The sequence below is a fragment of the Variovorax sp. V15 genome (assembly GCF_041154425.1).
Classification (GTDB): Bacteria; Pseudomonadota; Gammaproteobacteria; order Burkholderiales; family Burkholderiaceae_C; genus Variovorax; species Variovorax guangxiensis.
On record NZ_AP028659.1, the window covers coordinates 5,474,254 to 5,498,574 of the forward strand.

The 24,321-nt window shown below is 68.2% G+C and carries 22 protein-coding genes; 4 read left to right on the plus strand and 18 right to left on the minus strand.

Going from position 1 to position 24,321, the window contains the following annotated elements:
- Positions 1–47 precede the first annotated feature (47 nt).
- The 10 genes from ACAM57_RS26135 to ACAM57_RS26180 all read right to left on the minus strand — a co-directional run bounded on the left by ACAM57_RS26135 (position 48) and on the right by ACAM57_RS26180 (position 10,377).
- A complete protein-coding gene (locus tag ACAM57_RS26135) occupies positions 48–992 on the minus strand; it encodes an AraC family transcriptional regulator (protein ID WP_184635034.1) in 945 nt (314 codons plus the stop codon).
- A gap of 14 nt (positions 993–1,006) precedes the next feature.
- Entirely contained in the window at positions 1,007–1,981 is a 975-nt protein-coding gene (locus tag ACAM57_RS26140; RefSeq protein WP_369659469.1) for a carbohydrate kinase, read from the minus strand.
- 21 nt (positions 1,982–2,002) lie between these two features.
- Positions 2,003–2,677 carry a transaldolase family protein gene (locus ACAM57_RS26145; RefSeq protein ID WP_369659470.1) on the minus strand — a complete coding sequence of 225 codons (675 nt, stop codon included), beginning with the start codon at positions 2,675–2,677 and terminating at the stop codon, positions 2,003–2,005.
- A 7-nt stretch (positions 2,678–2,684) separates the two neighbouring features.
- Positions 2,685–3,473, minus strand: coding sequence for an L-iditol 2-dehydrogenase (locus ACAM57_RS26150; RefSeq protein WP_126022948.1), 789 nt, complete (start codon positions 3,471–3,473; stop codon positions 2,685–2,687).
- Positions 3,470–4,861, minus strand: coding sequence for a D-arabinitol 4-dehydrogenase (gene dalD, locus ACAM57_RS26155; protein ID WP_369662479.1), 1,392 nt, complete (start codon positions 4,859–4,861; stop codon positions 3,470–3,472). Before dalD ends, ACAM57_RS26150 begins: the two co-directional genes overlap by 4 nt.
- Before the next feature lie 88 nt (positions 4,862–4,949).
- The gene (locus tag ACAM57_RS26160) at positions 4,950–5,990 is read right to left on the minus strand and encodes an ABC transporter ATP-binding protein (RefSeq protein ID WP_369659471.1); all 1,041 of its coding nucleotides are present in this window, start codon (positions 5,988–5,990) and stop codon (positions 4,950–4,952) included.
- Between the two features lie 119 nt (positions 5,991–6,109).
- Positions 6,110–6,946, minus strand: a complete 837-nt coding sequence (locus ACAM57_RS26165) for a carbohydrate ABC transporter permease (protein WP_126022946.1) — start codon at positions 6,944–6,946, stop codon at positions 6,110–6,112.
- Positions 6,947–6,959: 13 nt separating this feature from the next.
- Positions 6,960–7,817, minus strand: a complete 858-nt coding sequence (locus tag ACAM57_RS26170) for a carbohydrate ABC transporter permease (RefSeq protein WP_184635025.1) — start codon at positions 7,815–7,817, stop codon at positions 6,960–6,962.
- A gap of 139 nt (positions 7,818–7,956) precedes the next feature.
- Positions 7,957–9,267, minus strand: coding sequence for a sugar ABC transporter substrate-binding protein (locus ACAM57_RS26175; protein WP_019654469.1), 1,311 nt, complete (start codon positions 9,265–9,267; stop codon positions 7,957–7,959).
- A 180-nt stretch (positions 9,268–9,447) separates the two neighbouring features.
- A complete protein-coding gene (locus ACAM57_RS26180; RefSeq protein WP_369659472.1) occupies positions 9,448–10,377 on the minus strand; it encodes a LysR family transcriptional regulator in 930 nt (309 codons plus the stop codon).
- 93 nt (positions 10,378–10,470) lie between these two features.
- On the opposite strand from ACAM57_RS26180, the gene ACAM57_RS26185 reads away from it, so the two are divergent.
- Both ACAM57_RS26185 and ACAM57_RS26190 read left to right on the plus strand, forming a co-directional pair.
- A complete protein-coding gene (locus tag ACAM57_RS26185; protein WP_184635019.1) occupies positions 10,471–11,451 on the plus strand; it encodes a tripartite tricarboxylate transporter substrate binding protein in 981 nt (326 codons plus the stop codon).
- A gap of 68 nt (positions 11,452–11,519) precedes the next feature.
- Positions 11,520–12,584: a PdxA family protein gene (locus tag ACAM57_RS26190; protein WP_369659473.1), complete on the plus strand. Its 1,065-nt coding sequence runs from the start codon at positions 11,520–11,522 to the stop codon at positions 12,582–12,584.
- 72 nt (positions 12,585–12,656) lie between these two features.
- On the opposite strand, the gene ACAM57_RS26195 is transcribed toward ACAM57_RS26190, so the two are convergent.
- The 3 genes from ACAM57_RS26195 to tal all read right to left on the minus strand — a co-directional run bounded on the left by ACAM57_RS26195 (position 12,657) and on the right by tal (position 15,649).
- Complete coding sequence (locus ACAM57_RS26195) at positions 12,657–12,995, minus strand: DUF805 domain-containing protein (RefSeq protein ID WP_126025705.1); 339 nt, start codon at positions 12,993–12,995, stop codon at positions 12,657–12,659.
- Between the two features lie 144 nt (positions 12,996–13,139).
- Positions 13,140–14,693, minus strand: coding sequence for a glucose-6-phosphate isomerase (gene pgi, locus ACAM57_RS26200; RefSeq protein WP_184635015.1), 1,554 nt, complete (start codon positions 14,691–14,693; stop codon positions 13,140–13,142).
- Between the two features lie 2 nt (positions 14,694–14,695).
- Complete coding sequence (gene tal, locus ACAM57_RS26205; protein ID WP_184635013.1) at positions 14,696–15,649, minus strand: transaldolase; 954 nt, start codon at positions 15,647–15,649, stop codon at positions 14,696–14,698.
- 306 nt (positions 15,650–15,955) lie between these two features.
- On the opposite strand from tal, the gene ACAM57_RS26210 reads away from it, so the two are divergent.
- Entirely contained in the window at positions 15,956–16,618 is a 663-nt protein-coding gene (locus ACAM57_RS26210; protein ID WP_369659474.1) for a lipocalin family protein, read from the plus strand.
- Here ACAM57_RS26210 and ACAM57_RS26215 read toward each other — a convergent pair.
- The 4 genes from ACAM57_RS26215 to ACAM57_RS26230 all read right to left on the minus strand — a co-directional run bounded on the left by ACAM57_RS26215 (position 16,564) and on the right by ACAM57_RS26230 (position 21,690).
- Entirely contained in the window at positions 16,564–17,226 is a 663-nt protein-coding gene (locus tag ACAM57_RS26215; RefSeq protein WP_126025701.1) for an HAD family phosphatase, read from the minus strand. The two genes, ACAM57_RS26210 and ACAM57_RS26215, sit on opposite strands and share 55 nt — an antisense overlap.
- 12 nt (positions 17,227–17,238) lie before the next feature.
- The gene (locus ACAM57_RS26220) at positions 17,239–18,282 is read right to left on the minus strand and encodes an ABC transporter ATP-binding protein (RefSeq protein WP_369659475.1); all 1,044 of its coding nucleotides are present in this window, start codon (positions 18,280–18,282) and stop codon (positions 17,239–17,241) included.
- Positions 18,283–18,423: 141 nt separating this feature from the next.
- The gene (locus ACAM57_RS26225) at positions 18,424–20,673 is read right to left on the minus strand and encodes an ABC transporter permease (RefSeq protein WP_369659476.1); all 2,250 of its coding nucleotides are present in this window, start codon (positions 20,671–20,673) and stop codon (positions 18,424–18,426) included.
- The gene (locus tag ACAM57_RS26230) at positions 20,674–21,690 is read right to left on the minus strand and encodes an ABC transporter substrate-binding protein (RefSeq protein WP_126025698.1); all 1,017 of its coding nucleotides are present in this window, start codon (positions 21,688–21,690) and stop codon (positions 20,674–20,676) included.
- Positions 21,691–21,870: 180 nt separating this feature from the next.
- On the opposite strand from ACAM57_RS26230, the gene zwf reads away from it, so the two are divergent.
- On the plus strand, positions 21,871–23,343 hold the full coding sequence (gene zwf, locus ACAM57_RS26235) for a glucose-6-phosphate dehydrogenase (protein WP_126025697.1): 1,473 nt from the start codon (positions 21,871–21,873) through the stop codon (positions 23,341–23,343).
- Positions 23,344–23,368: 25 nt separating this feature from the next.
- On the opposite strand, the gene ygiD is transcribed toward zwf, so the two are convergent.
- Positions 23,369–24,277, minus strand: a complete 909-nt coding sequence (gene ygiD, locus ACAM57_RS26240; RefSeq protein ID WP_369659477.1) for a 4,5-DOPA dioxygenase extradiol — start codon at positions 24,275–24,277, stop codon at positions 23,369–23,371.
- Positions 24,278–24,321 lie beyond the last annotated feature (44 nt).

Genomic DNA, 24,321 nt, shown 5'->3' on the forward strand with positions numbered 1-24,321 from the left:
GGAGGTTGGCGAAGCGACGCGGAGTGCGCGCAGCCTGGGGGCGAACCTCATACCCCGAAGCGCGTGTCGGCCTGCTTGCGGAATTCGCTCGGCGTCATGCCCTTGATCTCGAGAAAGCGCCGGTTGAAGTTCGCCACGTTGTTGAAGCCCACCTGGTAGCAGATGTCGGTCACGTAGTGGTCGGTCTGCATCAGCAGGTGGCAGGCGCTGTTGATGCGCACGCGGTTGACGAAGTCGGTGAAGCTGTTGCCGGTGGAACGCCGGAAGAAGCGGCTGAAGCGGCTCTCGCTCATGCCCAATTCGGCCGCCACGTCGGACATCGAGATCGGCTCGGCCATGTTGTTGGTGATGCGGTTGACGATGCCGTTGATCTGGTCGACCTGCGCGTCGCCGTCGGCGCCCTGCGCACCCTGCATCTGCACGCTCGACAGCAGCCGGTAATCGGTGCACTGCGCCAGGTCGGCCATGAAGTCGAGGAACAGGCCCAGGCGGCGCACGCCGCGCGCGGCCTTGATGCGGTCCCAGTGCGACTGCGCCTGCTGCGACATGCCGAAGAACTCGATGCCGTGGCGCGCCCGCTCCAGCAGCTGCATCACCTCGCGCAGCTCGGGAATCTGCGCCGCCGCGTGCTCGATGGGCTCGTGGCGGAACTGAATCACGCGGTCGCGCCCCGCCGCGCCGCCTTCGGGCACGTCCAGCGAGATCCAGTTGTGCGGCAGCCTCGGCCCGCACAGCACCAGATGCCCCGGCTGGAAAGGCCCGATCCAGTCGCCGATGAAGGCCTTGCCCGATGTCTCGGTGATCAGGTGCAGCTCGTACTCTTCATGGAAGTGCCAGCGCACCAGCGGGCTCGGGAAGCCGTGCGCGAGGCAGCGCACCACGCCGGTTTCTTCGGGGGCCTCGTAGCCCAGCGAGGGGGAGCGCGCGAAGTCGCGCTCCAGTTCGGGCTGGCGCTGGCGGGGAATCGAGCGCTTGCGGGTGGACGTCGTCATGATGGCAGCCCGGCTCAGGGCCGGGAAGCAGCAGCAACAGCGGTATTTTGTGCCTTCGCCAGCGCGGCGTGAACCGCCTCCAGCGTCGGTGGATCGGCACCCTCGCGGGTGCAGTTGAGGGCGGCGGCGGTGGCGGCGAAGCCCATCACGCCCTTCCAGTCCTCGTCAGTCAGCGCGTCGAGCTGCCCGGGCTGCTCGATGCCGTGCGAGAGCAGCGCCACCGACAGCCCTGCCGTGAAGGTGTCGCCCGCGCCGATGGTGTCGACCACGGTCACGCGCGGCGCCGCCACGCTCAGCGGCGCATGGCCGGTGCGCCAGAGCGTCGCGCCGTCGCCGCCGCGCGTGACGATCACGGCGCGAGTGCCGGCCTTCAGGCACTCGGCGGCCAGCGCATCGACCGGCTGGCCGGGCGCGAGCAGCGCGGCGTCCTCGTCGCTGAGCTTGACCAGGTCGGCCATGCCGAACCAGCCGTTCACGCGCTCGCGATAGGTAGCCATGTCGGTGATGAGGCTGGGCCGCACGTTCGGGTCGAACACGATCACGCGCTGTCCGCGGTTCGCCGCGACCAGGTCGGCGATGCGCGTGGCGGCCGGGTCCTGCAGCAGCGAGATCGAGCCGAAGTGCAGAAAGCGGCACTCCGCCGGCAGCTGCGGCAGCGGCTCGGGCGCCCAGGTGGCGTCGGCGCTGCCTTGCGTATAGAAGGCATAGCGGTTGGTTTGTGGCGTGCGCTCGACGAAGGCCAGCGTCGAAGGCGCGCCGCTGCGCAGGATGAAGCTGGTGTCTACGCCGTTGCGCTGCAGGAAGCCCATCAGCCGCTCGCCGAACAGGTCGGTCGAAAGCTGCGTGAGAAAGCCCGTCGGTTGCCCGAGCCGCGCGCAGGCCACGGCCGTGTTGAGCGGCGAACCGCCCTCGTGCCCGAGGAACGCCAGGGTGCCAGCCTCGCTGGCGGTGAAATCGATGAGGGCTTCGCCCGTGAGTGCAATGCGCATGGTGTCTGGATTCTGGCGCGGTCAGGCCGGCAGGTCGCGCGCGTCGGCGAGGAAGCCGCTTTCCGCGGCCAGCGTGGCGGGATGGTCGAGCAATGCGGAAAACAGGCGCGGCGGAATGGTGATGGCGCCCACGCCGATCCGCAGCAGAGAAAGATAGGCCTCGCGCGAGCGGATGCTCGCCACCAGCAGCCGCGTGCCCGACGCGGGCCGCTGCGCGACCAGCGCCTGCATCTGCGCGATCAGCCCCAGCCCGTCGGCGCCGGAGTCTTCCAGGCGGCCGAGGTAGGGCGCGGCATAGGCGGCGCCCAGCTGCGCCGCGAAGTGGGCCTGCTCGGGCGCGTAAACCGCAGTCCAGGTGACGGGCACGCCCTGTTCGATGAGCCGCGCGCCGGCCGCGAAGCCCTGGCGTGTGGCCGGGATCTTCACCACCAGCTGGCCCGGCGCGAAGTGCGCGAGCAGCGCCCGCGCGTCCTCCAGCATGCCGTCGGCGTCCTGCGAATACACCTGGGCCTGCACCTGCCGCGCGCCCAGCTCGATGCAGCGGCGCAGCAGGCCGGGCACGCCGGCGCGGCCGATGCCGGCGCGCTTGAGCAGCGTGGGATTGGTCGTCACGCCGTGCACCACGGGGTGCGGCAGGCAGGCCTGCAGCTCGACCATGTCGGCGCTGTCGAGGTACAGGTGGAAGTCTTGGTTCATCGGGTCTTCAGCTCATGACGTTGCCGCCGTCGACATTGAGGGTTTGCGCCGTGATGTAGCGCGCCTCGTCGCTGGCGAGGAACACCGCCGCCCCCGCGATGTCGTCCGGCACGCCCATGCGTCCGAGCGGCACCGCCAGGCCGACCTGCCGCTTCTTCTCTCCGGGCTGCAGTCCTTCGGCCTTGGCGAACAGGCTGTCCACATGGTCCCACATCGGCGTGTCGACCACACCGGGAGCGATGCCGTTGACGCGGATGCCGTGCGGCGCCATGGCCAGCGCGGCGCTCTGGGTGTAGCTGATGACGGCCGCCTTGGTCGCGCAGTAGTGCGACACCAGCGCCTCGCCGCGGCGCCCGGCCTGCGAGGCCATGTTGATGACCGAGGCGCCCTGCGTGCCGGCCTCCACCATATGGCGCAGCACCGCCTGCATCACGAAGAACATGCCCTTCACGTTGACGGCGAAAAGCCGGTCGAACGAGGCCTCGTCGCTGTCGAGCAGCGGCGCGAGGTCGAACACCGCCGCGTTGTTGAACAGCGTGTGGACCGGCCCGAAGGCCACCTGCGCCTCGGCCAGCATGTGCGCGATGGCCTGCGTGTCGGTCACGTCGGCCGCGATGTAGGCCAGGCTGTCGGGGTGGCCCTGCTGCAGCGCGCGCACGGCCTCGGGTGCGGCGGGCGCGCGGTCGATCACCGTGCAGCGCGCACCTTCGGCGATGCAGGCCGCGGCCACGGCCAGGCCGATGCCGCCGCCCGCGCCGGTCAGCAGCACGTGCCTGCCCTGCAGCCTGCCGCTCATGGCTTGTGCCCCGCGGCCTGCACGAAGCGCGCGGCGCGTTCTCCCGCGCGGCGCACGGCATCGATCAGCCGCGCATCGCCCGCGATGTTGCCCCACAGCCCCGCGTCGGAACACAGCGCGACCACAGGGTCGGCAGCGTCGCAGATCGCGTGCGCCACGGCCTCGTCCATGCCCTGGTCCTGGTAGGCGTAGGGCAGCGCGCCCTTGTGCCAGCGCTGCAGGAAGGCCAGGAACAGCGCGGGCAGCATCGCCACGCTCTCGATGGGCTGGCCGGCCGCTAGGCGCTCGCGCACCGTCGGCGCGATGAAACCGGGGATCTTCGAGAAGCCGTCCGCCGCCACGCGCTGGTTGGTGTCGCGGATGGCCGGGTTGCCGAAGCGGTCGAGCACCACGTCGCGGTAGGCCGCAAGGTCGATGGGGCTGGGGCTCAGGCAGGGAACGACGTCGTCCGTGACGTAATTGAAGGCCATCTTGCGGATGGCCGCATCGTGCGTGCCTTCGTGGATGAAGCCCAGCCCGATCAGCGTGCCCGCCCAGGCCACGCAGCTGTGAGTGGCGTTGAGGATGCGGATCTTGGCTTCTTCATACGGCTGCACCGACTCGACCAGCTCCACGCCCACGCGGCCCCAGTCGGGGCGGCCGGCCACGAAGTCGTCTTCGATCACCCACTGGATGAAGCTCTCGCCGGTGATGGCGGCTGCGTCGTCGCGTCCGGTGGCGGCCTTCACGCGCGCGCGCAACTCGGGCGGCGGGCGCGGCGTGATGCGGTCGACCATGGCGTTGGGGCAGCGGGTGTTCGCGTTCACCCAGGCCAGCAGGTCGGCATCGCCCGCCAGGCCGATGAACTCCAGCAGGCCGGCGCGGAAGCGGTCGCCGTTGTGGCGCAGGTTGTCGCAGTTCAGCAGCGTCAGCGGGCCCGCGTTCGCGGCCTTGCGCGCGCGCAGGATGGCGCAGACGGCGCCGTAGATGGTCACGCCGTCGCCACCCGTCTCGCCGCGCCGTGCGCGCTCCACGTCGGCCGCGAGGTCGCTGAAGGAGAGATCGAGCTTGCCCTTGTCATCGAGGTAGTAGCCGGCCTCGGTCACGGTGAAGGACACGATGCGCGTCGAGGGCGCCGCGCCGCGGGCGATCACGCCCGCCAGCGAACGCTCCCAGGGCAGCACCTCGCGGATCGCGGAGATCTCTTCATAGCGGTACTCGCCCGCGGGCGAGACGGTCTCGAGCGTGTAGCGCCCGCCCTGCGTCTGCAGCGCGGCGACGACCTCGGCCATGTCCGGCCGGATGTTGGCGCCCGAGAGCGACCAGCGGGTGTCGCCCGCGTCGATCAGCCGCTGCAGGTACACGGCCTGGTGGGCACGGTGGAACGAGCCCAGGCCGAGATGGAGCACCGTGAACTCGGAGAGAGCCGGTGGAGTTTGCGCAATGGTCACGAGAAGGTCCGTTGAAAAGACGGTGGACAGGAGTAGATGGGTCAGGTCACGCGGCGACCGAGCGGCCCTCGCGGTTGAAGAGATGCAGCACCGACGGATCGAGCTCCACGGCCACGTCGTCGCCGGCCTGCAGCGGCGTGCGGTCGTTCTGCCGCGCGATCAGCGGCACGCCGGCCACGTCGACGTGGATCAGCGTGTCGGCACCCAGCGCCTCGACCAGCTCGACGCGGCCGAGCACGTCGGTCACCGGCGCGCCCTGCTTCGGATGCACGCGCAGCCCCTCGGGGCGCACGCCCAGGAAGCCGTCGGCGGGCAGCCTGCCGCCGGTCGCGGCGGAAAAGGAAGGAATGGCGTTCGCCGCCACCATGTTCATCGACGGCATGCCGATGAACTGCGCCACGAACTGGTTGGCCGGGCGGTCGTACAGCTCCAGCGGCGTGCCGACCTGCTCGATGAGCCCGTCCTTCAGCACCACCACGCGGTCGGCCAGCGTCATGGCCTCGACCTGGTCGTGCGTCACGTAGATGGTGGTCGCGCCCAGCGCGCGGTGCAGCTTGTGGATCTCCACGCGCGTGTTGCCGCGCAGTGCGGCGTCGAGGTTCGACAGCGGCTCGTCGAACAGAAACACCTTCGGCGCCCGCACGATGGCGCGGCCGATGGCCACGCGCTGGCGCTGCCCGCCGGAGAGGTCCTTGGGCGTGCGGTCGAGGTACTGCGTGAGGTTCAGCGTCTTCGCCGCGTACTCCACCTTGGTCTTGATCTCGCTCTTGGAGACGCCCGCCAGCTTGAGCGCGAAGGACATGTTGTCGTACACGCTCATGTGCGGATAGAGCGCGTAGCTCTGGAACACCATCGCGAGGTCGCGCTTGCCCGAGGGTGCCCAGGTGATGTCCTTGCCGTCCAGCAGCAGGTTGCCGCTGGTGATCGGCTCCAGCCCCGCGATCAGCCGCAGCAGCGTCGACTTGCCGCAGCCCGAGGGCCCGACGAAGACGATGAACTCGCCCTTCTGGATCTGCAGGTCGACGCCCTTGATGATGTTGACTTCACCAAAGCTCTTCTTGATGTTCTTGAGTTCGAGGTAGGCCATTCACGACTCCTTGATGTTTTGCCAGCAGGCGAGCGATGCGCCGACGTTGTTCGAAAGCGCGCGGCGCCCCCTCGAGGGGGTTGGCGAAGCGGCACGCAGTGCGCGAAGACTGGGGGTGTTCATTTCACGGCGCCGAAGGTGAGGCCTTGCACCAGTTGCTTCTGGCTGAACCAGCCGAACACCACGATGGGCGCGATGGCCATCAGCGAGGCGGCCGACAGCTTGGCCCAGAACAGGCCCTCGGGGCTGGAGTAGGAGGCGATGAGCGTGGCCAGCGTGCCGGCCTTGGCCGAGCTGAGGTTGAGCGCCCAGAAGGCCTCGTTCCAGCTCAGCACCAGGCACAGCAGGCCGGTGGATGCGAGCCCGCCCACCGACAGCGGCATCACCACGTGGCGGAACTCGGTCCAGAGGCTGGCGCCGTCCATGCGCGCGGCCTCCAGGATCTCGGGCGGGATGTCCTTGAAGGCGCTGTAGAGCATCCACACCATGATCGGCAGGTTCGACAGCGTGAACACGATGGTCAGCGCGGTGAGCGAATCCAAGAGGCCCGCGGTCTGCGCGATCACGTAGATCGGCACCAGCGCGCCCACGGCCGGCATCATCTTGGTGGAGAGCATCCACATCAGGATGTCGCGCGTCTTCTTCGTGCGGAAGAAGGCCATCGAGTACGCGGCTGGCGCCGCGATCAGCAGGCCCAGGATGGTCGAGCCGAGACTCGTGATGAGCGAGTTGCGCGCATACAGCAGGTAGTCGCTGCGGCGCTGCACCTCGCCGAAGTTGTCGAGCGTGGGCTCGAAGATGAAGAGCGGCGGTACATGGATCGCCTGCAGCTCCGTCTTGAAGGCCGTGAGGAAAAGCCAGCCGAGCGGGAAGAACAGCAGCAGCGCGACGGCCCACGCACCGACGGTGCGCAGCAGTTGCGGCAGGAAGTTGCTGGGAGCTTGTGTCTGTTGCATGGTGTGCGCTCCCTCAATCGAGGTTCTTGCCGATGATGCGGATGAGGAACACGGCCACGATGTTGGCCAGCACCACCGCGAACAGCGCGCCCGCCGAGGCCACGCCCACGTCGAAGTTCATGAGCGACTGCTTGAAGATCATGTAGGTCATGTTCGTGCTCTCGTTGCCCGGGCCGCCGTTGGTGGTGATGGCGATCTCGGCGAACACGCTGAGCAGGAAGATCATCTCGATCATGATCACCACCGCCATCGGACGCGCGAGGTGGGGAATGGTGAGATAGAAGAAGCGCTGGATGGCGCTCGCGCCGTCCATGCGCGCGGCCTCCATCTGCTCGCGGTCGAGCGACTGCAGCGAGGTGATGAAGATCAGGCAGGCAAAGGGCAGCCACTGCCAGGCCACCATGATGATCACCGACAGCAGCGGCACGTCGGTGAGCCAGTCGACAGGCTCGGCGCCGAAGGCGCGCCACACGTCGGCCAGGATGCCGTAGATGGGGTTCATCATCATGTGCTTCCACAGCAGCGCGTTGACAGCGGGCATGACGAAGAAGGGCGAGATCAGCAGCACCCGCACGATGCCGCGCCCCGGGAAGGGCTCGTTCACCAGCAGCGCGAGCAGCACGCCCAGCACCACCGTGATGACGATCACGCTGCCGATCAGCAGCAGCGTGTTCCACGTGGCCGGCCAGAAGTCGGGGTCGGTGATGAAGTAGTGAAAGTTCTCGATGCCCGCGAAGGTGCGCTCGCCGGGCTGCATGAGGTTGTAGTTCACGAACGAGAAGTACAACGTCATCACCAGCGGCACGATCATCCAGAGGAAGAGCGTGAGCACGGCGGGCGCCATGAGGGCGCGTGGCAGGAGTCTTTTCATTGTGTGTTCCTCTCTGGGGGCTGTTGCCCCCTCTCCCGCTTGCGGGAGAGGGTTGGGGTGAGGGCATGCGACACATGCGGTGGGCACGCCGCCCCCCTCACCCTGCCCTCTCCCCGAGGGGAGAGGGTAAGAAAGCGGCTTACTTGTAGTAGCCCGCTTTCTTCATCTCACGTTCCGCCGCCGTCTGCGAAGTCTTCAGCGCCTGGTCCACAGTGACCTTGCCCGACAGCGCCGCACTCATCTGCTGCCCCACCGCCACGCCGATCGCCTGGAACTCGGGAATGGCCGCGTACTGCACGCCCACGTATGGCGACTTCGGCAGCGTGCTGTCCGTCAGGTTCGCGCTGTCGATCGCCTTCTTCTCGGCCGCCGCGAACTTGGCGACCTTCTGGAACTCGGGGTTCGCATACGTCGACTTGCGCGTGCCGGTCGGCACCGAGGCCCAGCCGGTTTCCTTGGCCACGAGGGCGATGTAGTCCTTCGACGTGGCCCACTTGATGAACTTCTGTGCCGCCTCGTCCTTGGTCGAGCTGGCCGGGATGGCGAGGTTCCACGACCACAGCCAGTTGGCGCCCTTGGGCGTGGCGGCGGTGGGCGCCTGCGCGAAGGCCACCTTGTCGGCCACCTTCGACTGCTTCGGGTCGCTGATGAAAGAGGCCGCGATGGTCGCGTCCACCCAGGCCGCGCACTTGCCTTCGTTGAAGAGCGCGAGGTTCTCGTTGAAACTGTTGGCCGAGGCGCCCGGAGGGCCGTCCTTCTTCATCAGGTCGACGTAGAAGGTGATCGCGTCCTTCCAGGGCTTGGTGTCGATCTGCGGCTTCCACTGCATGTCGAACCACTGGCCGCCGTTGGTGTTGACCAGCGTGGTCAGGAAGGCCATGTTGTCGCCCCAGCCCGGCTTGCCGCGCAGGCACATGCCGTAGACGCCCGCCTTCGGGTCGTTGGCCTTGTCGGCGAACTCCTTCACCTGCGCCCAGGTGGGCTGCTCGGGGAACTTCACGCCCACCTTGTCGGCCAGGTCCTTGCGGTACATGAGCATGGAGCTCTCGCCGTAGAAGGGCGCTGCATAGAGCTTGCCCTCGTTCGACAGGCCGTCGCGGATGGCGGGCAGCAAGTCGTCCACGTCGTAGGCGGCGTCGGTGGCGATGGGCTTGAGCCAGCCCTTCTTCGACCAGATCGGCGTCTCGTACAGGCCGATGGTCATCACGTCGAACTGGCCGCCCTTGGTGGCGATGTCGGTGGTCACGCGCTGGCGCAGCGTGCCTTCCTCCAGCGTCACCCACTTGAGCTTGATGTCGGGGTTGGCCTTCTCGAAGAAGGGGGTGAGCTTCTGCATCTCGATCATGTGGCCGTTGTTCACGGTCGCGATCACGAGCTCGGTGGCGGCCTGCGAGACGACGCCCGTACCGATCAGTGCGAGGACGAGGCCCGCTTTCAGAAAACGCTTCATGTTTGTCTCCTAGAGGTGAGCGACGCCCTGTTCCTGTCGGGTCGCCGTGCCGCGAATTCTGGAGAAGCACGCCTTCGGTTTTGGTACTGCCGCCGCCATCACCAGTACTTTCATGCACCAGTTGGCTAGTGAATTCCCTAGTTAACGCAATACAGCATGGAAAACAGCAGCACAAAGGCTTCAGGCGCCGCCCAGCAGCTGGCGCCGCAGCTGCGCCGCCGCGGGCGACAGCGCCCGGTCGGTGCGGGTGATCAGGCAGATCGGCGGCACACGCACCGGCAGTTCCACCGGCACCACGCGCAGCACGCCGAGACGGGCGTAGTGGCCGGCCTGCGAGGCGGGCATCACGGCCGCCATGTCGGAGTTCTCCAGCAAGGCGGTGATGGCAATGGGCGATGCCGTTTCGATGATGTCCAGCCGCTCCCGTATGCCCGCCTCGCGCATCGCCGCCTCGAAGCGCCCGCGCTGCGGCGAGCCCGGCGGCTGCAGCACCCACGACCAGCCCGCCATCTCGGCCAGCGTGACGGTGCCGCGCTCGAACACCGGGTGGGCCGCGCGCACCACCACCACCTGCGACTCGCCCAGGAGCGGCACGCTCGCGTACTTCGCCTCGTCGTGGCCGTCGGTGAGGCGGCCCAGCACGAAATCGACATCACCCTGCTCCAACTGCGCCTGGATCACGTCGCTGGTCTCGACCACCACCGACACCGCCACCTGCGGGTGCCGGCGGTGGTATTCCACCAGCGCCGGCGCCAGCAGCTGCGGCACCGCGCCCGGCACGCTGCCCACGCGCAGTGCGCCGCTGAGGCCCGAGCGCAGGGCCAGCATCTCCTCGCGGGCGGTGCCGAAGTCGCTGAGCACGCGGCGGGCGTAGCGGATCAGGATCTCGCCGTAGGGCGTGGGCTCCATGCCGCGCGCCAGGCGCTCGAAGAGCTTTTCGCCGAGCGAATCCTCCAGCTGCTGCAGCAGCTTGGTGGCCGCCGGCTGGCTGATGTTCATGGCTTCGGCCGCCCGGCCGAGGTGGCGATGGGTGTCGAGCCGGGCCAGCAGCAGCAGCTGGCGCGGCCGCACGAGGAGCATCAGCGAGGCGTCGGAGGGGCCTTGGGTCATGCACAAAAGTATATGGATCCGCAGGCTTTTTCGATTGGATCGCGCGGACGATGCTCCGTACGCTAGCCCCACTACAAGCAGGAGACAGACCCGATGAAGCCCTCTTTTCTCGCTCGCGCGGCAGGGTTGGCGGCCACCATGCTGCTCACGGCGGCGCCAGCCGGCGCACAGCAGCCGGCCTATCCCGACAAGCCGATGCGCATCATGGTCGGCGCCTCCCCCGGCGGCGGCACCGACATCCTGGCGCGCGTGCTGGCCGACAAGTTCTCGCCCGCGCTGAAGCAGCCCGTGGTGGTCGAGAACCGGCCGGGCGCCTCCAACACCATCGCGGGCGAGCTCACGGCCCGAGCGCCGGCAGATGGCGCCACGCTGCTGCTGGCCACCAACACGGCACAGGCGGTGGCACCGCACATCCTCAAGCTCAAGTACGACCCGCTGAAAGACCTGCAGCCTGTGGGCCTGGTGGCCGTGATGCCCAACGTGCTGGTCGTGTCCGCCAATTCACCCTACAGGTCGGTGAAGGACCTGGTGGCGGCCATGGCCGCGAAGCCCGGCGGCTTCAAGTACGCCTCTTCCGGCATCGGCAGCACGCAGCACGTGGGCGGCGAGGCCTTCAACCTGGCCACGGGCATGAAGTCGATCCACGTGCCCTACAAGGGCAGCTCGCAGGCGCACGTCGACATCATCGCGGGCGAGGTCGACATGATGTTCGACAGCACCTCCTCGGCCATGGGCCAGATCAAGGCCGGCAAGTTCCGCGCGCTGGCGGTGAGCGCGCCGCAGCGCTCGCCCGAGCTGCCCGACGTGCCCACGCTGGCCGAACAGGGCATCAAGGGCGCCGACGTGTCCACCTGGTATGGCCTCTACGTCACGGCCGGCACGCCGCGCCCCGCGGTGGAGCGGCTGAGCGCCGAGCTCTCGCGCACCTTGAAGCTGGCCGACGTGCAGACGCGCATCAAGGCGCTGGGCGGCGAGCCCGGTGGCCTGACCGGCGAACCCTTCGCGGCGATGAACCGGCAGGAGTTCGACCACTACGGCCAGCTCGTGCGCGACGCCAACATCAAGGCCGAATGAGGCGGCCGGTTCCTTCTCTTGATTCCTTCTCTTTTCTCCCTGCCCTTCAACCGTATCCGACCGACACCATGTCCCTCCCCTCCCCCAAGACTTCAGGCACGAGTTCCGCCAAGCCGCGCATCGCCGTGCTGCTCGGCGACCCAAGCGGCATCGGCCCCGAGATGGCGGTGAAGCTGCTCGCGCGGCAGCGCAATCTCGACGCCGCGCGCGTGCTGCTGATCGCCGACCCGGTCGTGCTCGCGTCCGGCGAGCGCATCGCGGGCGAAAAGCTGAACCCGCTGCGGGTCGACAGCCTCGATGCCGTGCGCTTCGAGGACGGGCGCCCCACGCTCCTCGCCATGGACTGGATGGAGGGCCACGAGCCGGTGCTCGGCGAATCGAACGAACGCTCGGGCCTGGCCTCGTTCGAGGCGCTGGAGCTGGCCACGCTGGCGGTTCGGCGCGAGCAGGCCGAAGGCATCCTCTTCGCGCCGCTCAACAAGCATTCGCTGCGCCTGGGCGGCCTGGTGCACGAGGACGAGCTGCGCTACATGCAGGAGCGCTTCGCGGTGGAAGGCTTCGTCTGCGAGTTCAACCTCACCGGCTCGCTGTGGACATCGCGCGTGACCTCGCACATTCCGCTGAAGGACGTGGCCAGCCACATCACGATGCAGGGCGTGAGCGACGCGGTGAAGATCATCGCCAGCGCCTTGCGGCGCGCGGGCGTGGCGCATCCGCGCATCGCGGTGACCGGGCTCAACCCGCACGCGGGCGACGGCGGCTCCATCGGCGTGGAGGAGATCGAGATCATCGCGCCCGCCATCGAGCGGCTGCGCGCCGAGGGCCTCGATGCGCGCGGCCCCTTCTCGCCCGACACGGTGTTCATCGGTGCGCGGCGCGGCGACGTGGATGCTGTGGTGTCGATGTACCACGACCAGGGCCAGATCGCGATGAAGCTCATGGGATTCGAGCAGGGCGTGACGCTGCACGGTGGCCTGCCGGTGCCGGTGGCCACCTCGGCCAGCGGCAGCGCATTCGACATCGCGGGCAAGGGCATCGCGAAGATCGAGGGGCTGCAGCAGGCATTCGACCTGTGCGTGCGCATGGCCAGCGGCGCGCCCGTGCGCGAGCAGGCACAGGCGGTGGCGGCCTGACGCATCGCACGAAGCGAGGCAAAAAGAAAAGGGCCGCTTGCGCGGCCCTCTTGCATTGAAAACCCGGAAGACTCAGGCAGAGACAACCGGCGCTTCGCCGTAGTTGTTGGACGCGGGCTGCGAAGGCTGGACGTAGAAGTAGATCAGCACGAGGTTGACGATCGGGATGATCATCAGGAGCTGGAGCCAGCCGCTCTTGCCGATGTCATGCAGGCGGCGGGCGCCCACTGCCAGCGCGGGCAGCAGGAAGGCCAGGGCCGCGATGCCGTAGACGTACTGGTGGATGAGGCTGGCGACGATCAGAACGATCACCTCGGCCAGCACGAACCACCAGTACTCGGAACGCGATGCACGGCCGTTGAAATCGGCGTACTTGTTGAAGCAGGTCTTGACCGCTGTTTGAAAATCCATTGTTCGACTCCTCTTTTGTGATTGGTCCCAGGGAAATTTCCCGGGGCCATCATATCGATGCGTCTTTCAACGGCAAATACAGCCGGAAGCCATAGCCTGGCTTAAAACAAAAGGCTCCGAAATCGCTTTTCCCGCGGCCCTCGATCAGCTTCCGAGCCGCTTCAGCAGCCCCGCGGTGGAGGCATCGAGCCCCGTGATGTCGCCCGATGCGAGGCGCGGCTCGATGTCCTTGGCGAGCACCTTGCCGAGCTCCACGCCCCACTGGTCGAAGCTGTTGATGCCCCACAGCGCGCCGCTGGTGAACACGCGGTGCTCGTACATCGCGAGGAACGCACCCAGCGCCTCGGGCGTGAGCTTCTCGAACACGAAGAAGCTGCTCGGCCGGTTGCCGGGGAAGTTCCTGTGGCCGCCCTCGTCGAGCTTGCCCACCATCAGCGCCTGCGCCTGCGCGAGCGCATTGGCCAGCAGCTTGGGGTGATGGCCTTCGAGGTCGTGGGAGGCATCGCGCACCGCCACGAACTCGAGCGGCGTCACGTCGGTGCCCTGGTGCAGCATCTGGAAATAGGCGTGCTGGCCGTTGGTGCCGGGCTCGCCCCACAGCACCGGCGAGGTGCCGAAGGCCAGCGGCTTGCCGCCTGCGTCGACCTGCTTGCCGTTGCTTTCCATCTCGAGCTGCTGCAGGTAGGCCGGCACGCGCTTCAACGCGCTGTGGTACGGCGCGATGCTGCGGCTCGTGAACTTGTGGAAGTTGCGATACCAGACATCGAGCAGCCCGAGGCGCACCGGCAGGTTGCGCTCCAGCGGCGCGGTGCGGAAGTGCTCGTCCATCGCATGCGCGCCTGCCAGCAGCCGGCGGAAGCCCTCGGCACCGATCGCCAGCGCGATCGGCAGGCCGATGGCCGACCACAGCGAATAGCGCCCGCCGACCCAGTCCCAGAAGCCGAAGGTGGTGTCGATGCCGAACTTCTTCGCCGCTTCCACGTTGGTGGTGAGCGCGGCGAAGTGGCCTGCGATGTCGGTGCCGCCCGACTGCTCGTACCAGCGCCTGGCCGATTGCGCGTTGGTCATCGTCTCGGCGGTGGTGAAGGTCTTCGAGGCGATGAGGAACAGCGTGTGCTCGGGCGCCAGGCCCTGCAGCACGCCGGCCAGTTCGTGGCCATCGACGTTCGAGACGAAGTGGAAGCGCTTGCCCGGCGCGGCGAATTCGGCCAGCGCCAGCACCGCCATCTGCGGGCCGAGATCGGAGCCCCCGATGCCGATGTTGACCACGTCGGTGATCGTGTGGTCGGCGCGCACCTTCTCTGCATAAGCCAGCATCGCGTCGAGCGTGGCATGCACTTCGCGCAGCTCGCTGGCCGTCTTCGGACCCGTGGGCGCGTCGGCCGGCGCGCGCAGCAGCGTGTGCAGCACGGCGCGGTCTTCGGTGTTATTGATGTGCTCGCCGGCGAACATGGCGTCGCGATGCGCTTCCAGGCCGCATTCGCGCGCCAGCTTGAAGAGCAGTTCCTCGGTGCGCGCGTCGATCAGGTTCTTCGACAGGTCGGCGAACACGAAGGGTGCCTCCTGGCTGAAGCGCTCGAAGCGGCCGGCGTCTTCCACGAAGGCATGACGCAGGTCGAACTGGCGACCCGCGGTGTCGAAGCCGGCCTGCAGTTGCGTCCAGGACGGCGCGCGGTCGCAGCGAAGGGTCATGGCCATCTTTACTTGCCGCTTTCCTGCATGAGCTTCTCGAGCTTCACGGCGTCGGCCGCGAAGGCGCGGATGCCTTCGGCCAGCTTCTCGGTGGCCATGGCGTCTTCATTGAGCGCGAAGCGGAAGCTCGCCTCGTCGTAGCTGACCTTGGCGATGTCGGCGCCGGTGGCCTTGGGGTCGAGCGCATGCTGCAGCGGCTCGTTGCTCGCGGCCAGCTCCGCCAGCAGCTCGGGGCTGATGGTCAGCAGGTCGCAGCCGGCCAGGGCCTTGATCTGCCCCACGTTGCGGAAGCTCGCGCCCATCACTTCGGTCTTGATGCCGTGCTGCTTGTAGTAGGCATAGATCTGGCGCACCGACTTCACGCCGGGGTCGTTGGCACCGGCGCTCTCCGCCTCGTTCCAGTTGGCGCCGGCCGACTTCTTGTACCAGTCGTAGATGCGGCCCACGAAGGGCGAGATCAGTTGCACGCCCGCCGCGCCGCAGGCCACGGCCTGCGCGAAGGAGAACAGCAGCGTCAGGTTGGTGCGGATGCCCTTGCGCTCAAGCTGGCGCGCGGCCTCGATGCCTTCCCAGGTGGAGGCCACCTTGATGAGCAGGCGCTTTTCGGTGTCGATGCCTTCGGCCTTGTACAGCGCCACGATGCGCTCGCCGCGCGCGACGGTCGCGGCCGTGTCGAAGGACAGGCGGGCATCGACCTCGGTGGAGACGCGGCCCGGGATGATGGAGAGGATCTCGGTGCCGAAGCGCACCAGCAAGCGGTCGATGACTTCGTCGAGCGGCTTGCCTGCGTGCTTCTTCACGGTCTCGTCGAGCAGAGGCCGGTACTCGGGCTTCTGCACGGCCTTGAGGATCAGCGACGGATTGGTGGTCGCGTCCTGCGGCTTGGAAATGCTGAGCTGTTTGAAGTCACCGGTGTCGGCGACAACGGTGGTCCACTGGCGGAGTGCATCGAGTTGGTTCATGAAATCATTATCCTGTGCCGGTTGTGACAAGACCTGCACGCAGTTGCGCGTCGGCCGATGTTTTCATGCGCACCGTAGCACGGGTTTCCGCGCGGCTCCATCGGCCTGAGCCGAGTGGGGTTGTCGGTTTCTTCTGCGGTTTCCGCCCCCGCTGGTGTCCCCTGGCTCTCCCCTTGGCGCCCTACAGCGCCTGTGGTCCGTGGCTGACGGCCCGGCGCCCGCCGCGCGGCTAGGCTTTGCCGTACTGCGAATGTCTTCAGCAGTTTCGTTTCAGCAGACGCAAAGTCTTTCCCTTCAGGAGCCCTCATGACCACTCGCCGACCTCCCGCCAACGTCAGGCCCTTCGACGACCGCCGCACCAGCCATGCGATCGGCGCGATGGCCACGGCCTTCGTCGTGGGCGGGGTGGCAACGTGGTTCGCGCTGAGTGCCGCACGCACGGCGCGTGCCCAGCCCGCGGGCCCCGCGGACGGCGCCCCGCTGATGCGCGCGCCGCTGCAGGTGGTGGCACCCGTCGACCTGCAGCGCTATGCCGGCATCTGGCACGAACAGGCCCGCCTGCCGAACCGCTTCCAGAAGCAATGCGCGGGCCCGGTGAGCGCCGAATACACGCCCCAGCCCGATGGCACGGTGCAGGTGCGCAACCGCTGCCTGCGGGACGACGGGAATTTCGACGAGGCCGTCGGCACGGCCCGCGTGGTGCCGGTGGCAGGACAGCCCGGCGCGGGCCGCCTCGAAGTGCGCTTCGCCCCGGCCTGGCTGGGATGGCTGCCGATGGTCTGGGGCGACTACTGGATCCTGAAGCTGGACCGCGACTACCAGGTGTCTCTGGTCGGCACGCCCGACCGCAAGTACCTCTGGGTGCTCTCGCGCGCACCGCGCCTGGAAGACGCGGTGCTGCAGGCCGAGCTGGACTACGCCCGCAGCCTGGGGTTCGACACCGGCAATGTGACGCTGACCGGCAGGTAGCGCTGCAGCTGCGAGGGCAGCATGGCCGGCGAGGTGCAGTGGATGGCGTGCCAGCCGAAGGCGCGCGCCGCCTCGACGTTGGCGGCCGAGTCGTCGATGAACACGGTCTGCGCCGGATCGAGCGCATGGCGCGTCGCCAGAACCTCGTAGATCTCGCGCTCTGGCTTGAGGAATTTCACGTCCCCCGAGAACACGCCGCCGTCGAAGCGCCCCATGAAGGCATGCCGGCGCTCGATGGCACGGGCATAAGGCGAGGGCATGTTCGACAGGTAGTACAGCCGCAGCGGCTGACCGGCGTCGCGGTGGGCGATCAGCTGTTCGAGCATCTCGACGGTGACGCCGATCGGCTCCAGCCGCTCGCCCAGCCCGTCGAGCATGGCGAAAAGCGGTTCCGGCGGCAGCGCCAGCCGGGCCGACATGCGGGCGATGGAATCGGCCAGCGTGCGGGTGCCGCAGTCGAAGCTGGTCCAATCGTCGTGATGGAAGAGCGCGCGGCCCATGGCCGCCGCGGCGGCTTCAGTGGGTGCGTGTGGAGCGAGATGGGCCTGTACCAGCCGGGTGGGCTCCCATGCGAACAGCACGGCGCCCAGGTCGAAAACCACGTTCATGGCCCCATTGTTTCATGCGCCGGGCACCACGCTCACGCCATGGGCTCCCAGGGACAGGGTGGTCTGCGCGCCGGCCGCCAGCGGGCTGGACAGGTCGGTCGACACCACGAAGACCGGCCCCAGGGTGGTGTCGAAGCCGTATTCGTAGAAACTGCCGAGGTAGGCGGCCTTGCGAAGCGTGGCCGGCAAGCCACCCGGAGCACCGATCTGCCACGCCTCCGGCCGCACCGCCACCTTCACCGTGCCGGGCGCCACCGCATAGCGCGGCTGCAGGCGCAGGGGGCCTAGCGCCACGCTGCCGTCGGCCTCGGCCACCGCCGGGAACACCATCGCCTCGCCCATGAAACCGGCGACGAACTCGCTCTCGGGCCGGCCGTAGAGCTGCTCGGGCGTACCGCGCTGGGCGATCACGCCGTGGTCCATCACGATGATCTGGTCGCTCACCGCCAGCGCCTCGCTCTGGTCGTGCGTGACGTAGGCCACAGTCAGCTTCAGCCGCTGCTGCAGCGCGCGGATCTCCTCGCGCATCTCGCGGCGCAGCCGGGCGTCGAGGTTCGACAGCGGCTCGTCGAACAGCAGCACCGCCGGCTCCAGCACCAGCGCGCGCGCCAGCGCCACCCGCTGCTGCTGGCCGCCCGAAAGCTCGCTGGGCAGCCGCTCGTCGAAGCCGACCAGCCCCACGCCGCGCAGCGCTTCGCGCGCCCGCGCCGCGGCCTCCTCCTTCTTCACGCCGCTCATGCGCAGCCCGTAGGCCACGTTCTCGATCACGTTCATGTGCGGGAAGAGCGCGTAGCTCTGGAACATCATGCTCACGTTGCGCTCGGCCGGCCCCAGCGTGGTGACGTCGCGCCCGCCCATCAGGATCGACCCCGAGGTGGGCGACTCGAGCCCCGCGATCATGCGCAGCGTGGTCGTCTTGCCGCAGCCCGAGGGGCCGAGGATGGTGGTGAGCGTGCCCTCGGGCACCTCGAAGCTGATGCCCTTGACGGCCAGCGGCGCGTTCTTGTCTGCGCCGTAGCGCTTGGTGACGTTGCGGAATTCGATGCCGTTGCTCATGAAGTCAGAACCCCAAATTTCAGAACGCAGAAGTCGCGAAGATTGCGCAGAAGTCGCAAAAGAAAACCAAAGGAAATTTCTGGATGTTCCTTTCGCGACTTCTGCGCAACTTCTGCGACCTCTGCGTTCGGCTGCCCGTATTCACTGGGTCAACACCGGCGCGGTGCCGCGCCGTCCCAGCCTGCGCTCGCCGACCACCCACTGCACCAGCGCGATGGCCAGCGACATCAGGATCATCAGCACCGTGCAGTACGCCAGCGCGATGCCGTAGTCGCCGTTGCCCACGCGGCCGATGATGTAGGTGGTGGCGAGCTCGTTCTCGGCCGTGACCAGGAAGATCACGGCACTCACCGTCGTCATCGCGCGCACGAAGCTGTAGACCAGCGCGGCCACCAGCGCCGGCTTCAGCAGCGGCAGCACCACCCGGAAGAGCGTCTGCGAGGTCGATGCGCGCAGCATCAGCGAGGCCTCGTCCAGCGAGCGGTCGAGCTGCTTGAAGGCCGCCGTACCGGCGCGCACGCCCACCGGCAGGTTCCGGAACATGAAGCACAGCACGATGATCAGCCCGGTGCCGGTGAGCTCGAAGGGCGGCACATTGAAGGCCAGGATGTAGCTCACGCCCAGCACCGTGCCCGGAATCGCGAAGGCCAGCAGCGCGCCGAACTCGAAGAGGCCCTGCCCCCTGAACTCGTTGCGCGCCAGCAGCCAGGCGATGAGCAGGCCCAGCGCCGCGGTGATGGGCGCCGAGATGCCCGCCAGCTTGAGCGTGGTGAGCAGCGAGTTCCATGCGGTACCCGCCCACACCAGCCCGAACTGCCCCCATTCGAGCGAGAACGCCGTCTTGAAGTGGTTCAGCGTGAAGGTGTAGTCGCGCCCCCAGGTCTGCACGAAGCCGCCGGCGAAGGCGAACAGGTAGACCACGGCGGTGAACGCGATCCACGGTCCGGCGATGCAAAGGATGGTGCGGCGCACGCCGTCGGGCAGCGCCATCGGAATGCCGGCATCGCCCTTGCCGCTGACGGTGGTGTAGTTCTGCTTGCCCAGAAGGCCGCGCTGCAGCGCGAAAACGCCGAGCGCGAAGAGCGTGAGCACCCAGGCCAGCGAGGCCGCGCGGCCCTGGTCGTACTGCGCGCCGACGATGGCGAAGAAGATGTCGGTCGACAGCACCGAGAACTGCCCGCCCACCACCACCGGGTTGCCGAAGTCGGCGATGCTCTCGATGAAGCCCACCAGGAAGGCGTTGGCCAGCCCGGGCTTCAGCAGCGGCAGCGTGATGGTGAAGAAGGCCCGGCGGCGGTCGGCGCGCAGCATCTGCGCGGCCTCCTCCAGGCTGGGCGCGATGCCCTGCACCACGCCGCGCATGATCATGAAGGCGATGGGCGTGAAGGCGAAGAGCTGCGCCACCAGCACGCCCGGCATGCCGTAGAACCAGCGCGTGGGCTCGATGCCGAAGGCGCTCTCCAGCACCTGGTTGACGATGCCCGCGCGGCCGAAGAGCAGGATCAAACCCAGCCCCACAACGAAGGGCGGCGTGATGATCGGCAGCAGCGCCAGCACCCGCAGCGCGCCCTGCCCGCGCTTGCTGCCGCGCTCGGCCATCAGCGCCATCAGCGTGCCGAGGAAGGTGGTTCCGGCGGCCGTGAGCAGCGCAAGCACCAGCGTGTTCCAGGCCACGCCACAACGCACGCCGCCCGCAAGGCAGCCCAGCCCCCAGATGCGCTCGGTGAACACGCGAGCGAAGAAGGCGGCGGCCGACCACTGCCCGTCTTCATCGAAGAAAGCGCCCGACAGCGCCTTGCTCACCGGGTATGCGATGAACAGCGCCATCAGCACGCCGCAGCCGACCACCGCGGCGGACACGAACAGGTCGCCCTTGAAGAGCCCCAGCCGCGCGATGCCGAAGGCCGCCAGCAGCACCAGCGCCGTGAGCGCCACGAAGCCGCCCGCGCCGATGCCGAACTGGCTGACCGCCAGCTCGCCGAACTGCGCGTTGAGCACGGCCACGCTCCAGCCGCGCGCGCCGATGGTGAAGCCGGTAGCGGCGAGCCCCAGCGCGCCGATCAGGCCGCCGGCCAGCAGCCAGCGCCCCTGCGTCCTGCCGGCCGGAAGCCACGCGCCCACGGCGCACAGCAGCAGGCCGGCCAGGCCCACGAAGAGCCAGACGCGGCCCTGCGTGGCGGCCTGCATCAGCCCGTTGGCGCCCTCCCCCTGGCCGAAGACCTGCGGAACGGCCTCGTACCAGGTCGAATCCTGGATCGCATACCAGGGCAGCAGCAGGTAGGCCGCGAAGCCCAGAGCGATCCACGCCCGAACCCAGCGCTGCGAGCGCCGGGCCGCGGCGAGCGATGCCGGATTGGCCGGCGCGCCCGCGTCGATAGCACCCGCTTTCACTTAGCGCGGCAGCGAGTTGACTTCCTTCTCCCAGCGCGCGATCAGGCGGCGGCGCTCGGCGCTGGCGCCGTACTTGGCGTAGTCGTAGTTGATGAACTTGATCTTCTTGAAGTCGGGAATGCGCGGATCGAGCTTGGCGTTCACGTTGCTCGGCAGCTGGAACTGCTTGTTGGCGGCGCCCAGTTCCTGCGCGGCGGGCGTGAGCGCCCATTCGTAGAACTTCTTGGCGGCGTCGAGGTTGCGCGCGCCCTTGACGATGCTCATGGAGCCGATCTCGGCGCCGGTGCCGTCGCTGGGCGTGATGGTCTCGACCGGGAAACCCTGCATCTTCTCGCCCGGGCCGTCGTGCACGAAGCTGATCGACACGGCCGTCTCGCCGCGCGCCACCGCCTTGATCGGGCCGGTGCCCGAGCGGGTGTACTGGCCGACGTTCTTGTGCAGGGCCTTCAGGTAGTCGAAGGCCTTGTCCTCGCCCATGAGTTGCACCAGCGTGGCGATCATGGTGTAGGCCGTGCCGCTGGAAGCCGGGTTGGCCACCTGGATGTCGCCCTTGTACTCGGGCTTGAGCAGGTCGGCCCAGGTCTTGGGCACGGGCAGCTTCTTCTTGGCCAGCAGCTCGGGGTTGTAGCCGAAGCCCAGGGGGCCCGAGTAGATGCCCACCGTCTTGTAGCCCGACTGCTTGGCCTGCTGCTGCGCCCACGGGTGCAGCTGCGGCAGCGTGGGCGACTTGTATTCGAGGGTGAGCCCCTGCTCGGCCGCCTGCAGGTGCGGGTCGCCAGTGCCGCCGAACCAGACGTCGGTCTTGGGGTTGTCCTTCTCGGCGATCAGCTGGGCCAGGGCCTCGCCCGAGCCCTTGAGCGCCATGTTGATGCGCACGCCGGTGGTGCGGGCGTAGACCGTCGAGATCACGCTGCACCATTCGGCCTGGACCGAGCAGATCACGTTGACGGTCTGGGCCGAAGCCGTGGCCGACAGGCCCAGCAGCGCTGCCGCGGCAAGAAACTTGTTCTTGTTCATCTGGTCTCTCTTCCTCTGAGCAATAAAAAAAGGCCTCGCGGCCATCGGGCAGCGTAGCTTTAGTACAGGCTTCGCGAATCCGTACAAGTACCATCGCGGGTGGCGCAGTCGCCTTTGCGACGAGGAGTCGCGACCGGGGCGGCCTGGCCAGGCATTCAGACAAGGAAGGAAAGTTTTCTCATGAGCTTCGATCTCGTTCTGTTCGGCGGTACTGGCGATCTCGCGTGGCGCAAGCTCATGCCCGCGCTGTTCCAGGCATTCCGCCACGGCAGCCTGCCACCCGACGGGCGCATCGTCGGCGTGGCGCGGGACGACCTGTCGGACGACCAGTACCGGGAGCTGATCCAGTCGCGCTTCAGCGCCGTCGAAGGCGCCAAGCGGCCCTCGCCCGAGGAGTTCAAGAAGTTCGCCTCCATGCTGCACTACCTGCGCATGGACCTCTCCAAGCCCGACGACTACGCCCGCCTGGCCGACCTGCTCAAGCAGCGCGACGCCAAGACGGTCGTGATGTACGTGGCCACCGCCCCGGCGCTCTTCACCCAGGTGGTCGAGCAGATCGCCGCGGCCGGCCTGAACGGCCCGCGCACCCGCATCGTGCTCGAGAAGCCGCTGGGCCACGACCTGGCCTCCAACCGCGCCATCAACTCCGCCGTGGGCAAGGTGCTCGAGGAGAAGCAGGTCTTTCGCATCGACCACTACCTCGGCAAGCCCTCGGTGCAGAACCTGTTCGCGATGCGCTTCGGCAATGCGCTGTTCGAGCCCATCTGGCGCCGCGAGCACATCGCCAACATCCAGATCACCATCGCCGAAGACCTGGGCGTGGAAAAGCGCGGCGCCTTCTACGACCAGACCGGCGCGCTGCGCGACATGGTGCAGAACCACGCGCTGCAGCTGCTGTGCGCGATCGGCATGGAGCCGCCGATCAACTCGCACGCCGACGCCATCCGCGACGAAAAACTCAAGGTTCTGCGCGCACTCAAGCCCTGGACACCCGAAACCCTGGGCCTGCACACGGTGCGCGGCCAGTACACGGCCGGCACGGCCTACGGCGAGCGGGTGCAGGGCTACCGCGACGAGCCGGGCGTGAGCCCCGACAGCCGCACCGAGACCTTCGTGGCGCTGCGCACCGAGATCGCCAACTGGCGCTGGGCCGGCGTGCCCTTCTACATCCGCACCGGCAAGCGCCTGGCCTCGCGCGACGCGCGCATCGAGGTCAACTTCAGGCCCACGCCGCACGCCATCTACCGCGCGCCGGCCGGCAACGTCAACAAGCTGGTGATCAACCTGCAGCCCAAGGACGGGCTGGAGCTGCACATGCTCGCGCAGGCCCAGGACAACCGCCAGCGCACCAACGGCAACCAGAGCACGGCCGCGCAGTTGGCGCCCGTGCAGCTCGACCTCGACTTCGACAAGCGCTTCGGCTCCGAGCGCGTGGGCGCCTACGAGCGCCTGCTGCTGGACGTGATCGACGGCCGGCTGAACCTGTTCGTGCGCAGCGACGAGCAGGAAGAAGCATGGCGCTGGGTCGAGCCGCTGCTCGACAGCTGGGAGTCGGACGGCGGCCCGCGTCCCTATGCGGCCGGCACCTGGGGGCCGAGCGCATCGAGCGCGATGATCGCGCGCGACGGCTTCTCGTGGGGCGAGGAGCAGTAAGCGCTGCCCCCAGCCGGGCCAAAGCTCAGCCGAACTGCAGGCAACGCATGCTGAGCGTGCCCGACTGGAACCCCTCGTAGACCGTCTTCGCGCGCTCGCTGCTTCCGGCGGCGCCCAGCGCGTAGAGGAACGGGTAGTAGTGATCGGGCGTCGCCACCGCGGTCGATGCGCCTTCCAGCTTCGCGTAGTCGACCAGCGCCCGATCGTCCCGGCCCGCGAGCGCCGACTTCACCGCATCGTCGAAAGACTGCGCCCACGGCCGGCTCGCGCGCAGGCCGTCCGGCGTGCCACGGTCGGTGGCGCGCAGGTTGTGAACCACGTTGCCGCTGCCCATCACCAGCACGCCCTTGTTGCGCAACGCGGCCAGGTCGCGCCCCACTGCGTAGTGGAAGGCGGCAGGCTTGTCGTAGTCGATGCTCAGCTGGAACACCGGAATGTCGGCCTTGGGGTAGAGGTAGTTCAGCACCGTCCACGTGCCGTGGTCCAGGCCCCACTGGTCGGTGGCGATGACCGGCGCCTGCTTCACCACCCCGACGGTCTCGCGGGCGAGCCCTGGATGACCTGGTGCGGGGTACTCGATGTCGAACAGTGCCTGGGGAAAACCACCGAAGTCGTGGATCGTCTTCGGCCGCTCCTGCACGCCGACCCCGGTGGCGCCCCGGCTGAGCCAGTGCGCCGACACGCTGAGGATCGCCGACGGCCGCGGCAGCTCCCTGCCCCACGCCGCCAGCCGGCGCGTGAAGGCGTTGTCGGTGATGGCGTTCATCGGCGAGCCGTGGCCTATGAAAATCACCGGCATGCGGCGCCCGGCCGTGCCCGCGGCCTGCACGCTGCAGGCCAGCGAAGCCAGCACCGCGGTCGCACCGAGCGCGGTGCCCATCAGGAAGCCGCGGCGGCCCGATCCGGAAGTTGAAAGCGTCGTCGTCAGTGGCATGGCCGGACTCTGCAACCGTTTCGCGCGCGAGGCAGTGCCTTTGC

Bases quoted from the DNA above. Each gene is read 5' to 3' on its own strand.
- ACAM57_RS26165 (WP_126022946.1), bottom strand. From the start codon at position 6,946: ATGCAACAGACACAAGCTCCCAGCAACTTCCTGCCGCAACTGCTGCGC.
- ACAM57_RS26160 (WP_369659471.1), bottom strand. From the start codon at position 5,990: ATGGCCTACCTCGAACTCAAGAACATCAAGAAGAGCTTTGGTGAAGTC.
- zwf (WP_126025697.1), top strand. From the start codon at position 21,871: ATGAGCTTCGATCTCGTTCTGTTCGGCGGTACTGGCGATCTCGCGTGG.
- ygiD (WP_369659477.1), bottom strand. From the start codon at position 24,277: ATGCCACTGACGACGACGCTTTCAACTTCCGGATCGGGCCGCCGCGGC.
- ACAM57_RS26170 (WP_184635025.1), bottom strand. From the start codon at position 7,817: ATGAAAAGACTCCTGCCACGCGCCCTCATGGCGCCCGCCGTGCTCACG.
- ACAM57_RS26175 (WP_019654469.1), bottom strand. From the start codon at position 9,267: ATGAAGCGTTTTCTGAAAGCGGGCCTCGTCCTCGCACTGATCGGTACG.
- ACAM57_RS26220 (WP_369659475.1), bottom strand. From the start codon at position 18,282: ATGAGCAACGGCATCGAATTCCGCAACGTCACCAAGCGCTACGGCGCA.
- tal (WP_184635013.1), bottom strand. From the start codon at position 15,649: ATGAACCAACTCGATGCACTCCGCCAGTGGACCACCGTTGTCGCCGAC.
- ACAM57_RS26215 (WP_126025701.1), bottom strand. From the start codon at position 17,226: ATGAACGTGGTTTTCGACCTGGGCGCCGTGCTGTTCGCATGGGAGCCC.
- pgi (WP_184635015.1), bottom strand. From the start codon at position 14,693: ATGGCCATGACCCTTCGCTGCGACCGCGCGCCGTCCTGGACGCAACTG.
- ACAM57_RS26190 (WP_369659473.1), top strand. From the start codon at position 11,520: ATGTCCCTCCCCTCCCCCAAGACTTCAGGCACGAGTTCCGCCAAGCCG.
- ACAM57_RS26145 (WP_369659470.1), bottom strand. From the start codon at position 2,677: ATGAACCAAGACTTCCACCTGTACCTCGACAGCGCCGACATGGTCGAG.
- ACAM57_RS26180 (WP_369659472.1), bottom strand. From the start codon at position 10,377: ATGACCCAAGGCCCCTCCGACGCCTCGCTGATGCTCCTCGTGCGGCCG.
- ACAM57_RS26210 (WP_369659474.1), top strand. From the start codon at position 15,956: ATGACCACTCGCCGACCTCCCGCCAACGTCAGGCCCTTCGACGACCGC.
- ACAM57_RS26150 (WP_126022948.1), bottom strand. From the start codon at position 3,473: ATGAGCGGCAGGCTGCAGGGCAGGCACGTGCTGCTGACCGGCGCGGGC.
- ACAM57_RS26195 (WP_126025705.1), bottom strand. From the start codon at position 12,995: ATGGATTTTCAAACAGCGGTCAAGACCTGCTTCAACAAGTACGCCGAT.
- ACAM57_RS26140 (WP_369659469.1), bottom strand. From the start codon at position 1,981: ATGCGCATTGCACTCACGGGCGAAGCCCTCATCGATTTCACCGCCAGC.
- ACAM57_RS26135 (WP_184635034.1), bottom strand. From the start codon at position 992: ATGACGACGTCCACCCGCAAGCGCTCGATTCCCCGCCAGCGCCAGCCC.
- ACAM57_RS26230 (WP_126025698.1), bottom strand. From the start codon at position 21,690: ATGAACAAGAACAAGTTTCTTGCCGCGGCAGCGCTGCTGGGCCTGTCG.
- ACAM57_RS26185 (WP_184635019.1), top strand. From the start codon at position 10,471: ATGAAGCCCTCTTTTCTCGCTCGCGCGGCAGGGTTGGCGGCCACCATG.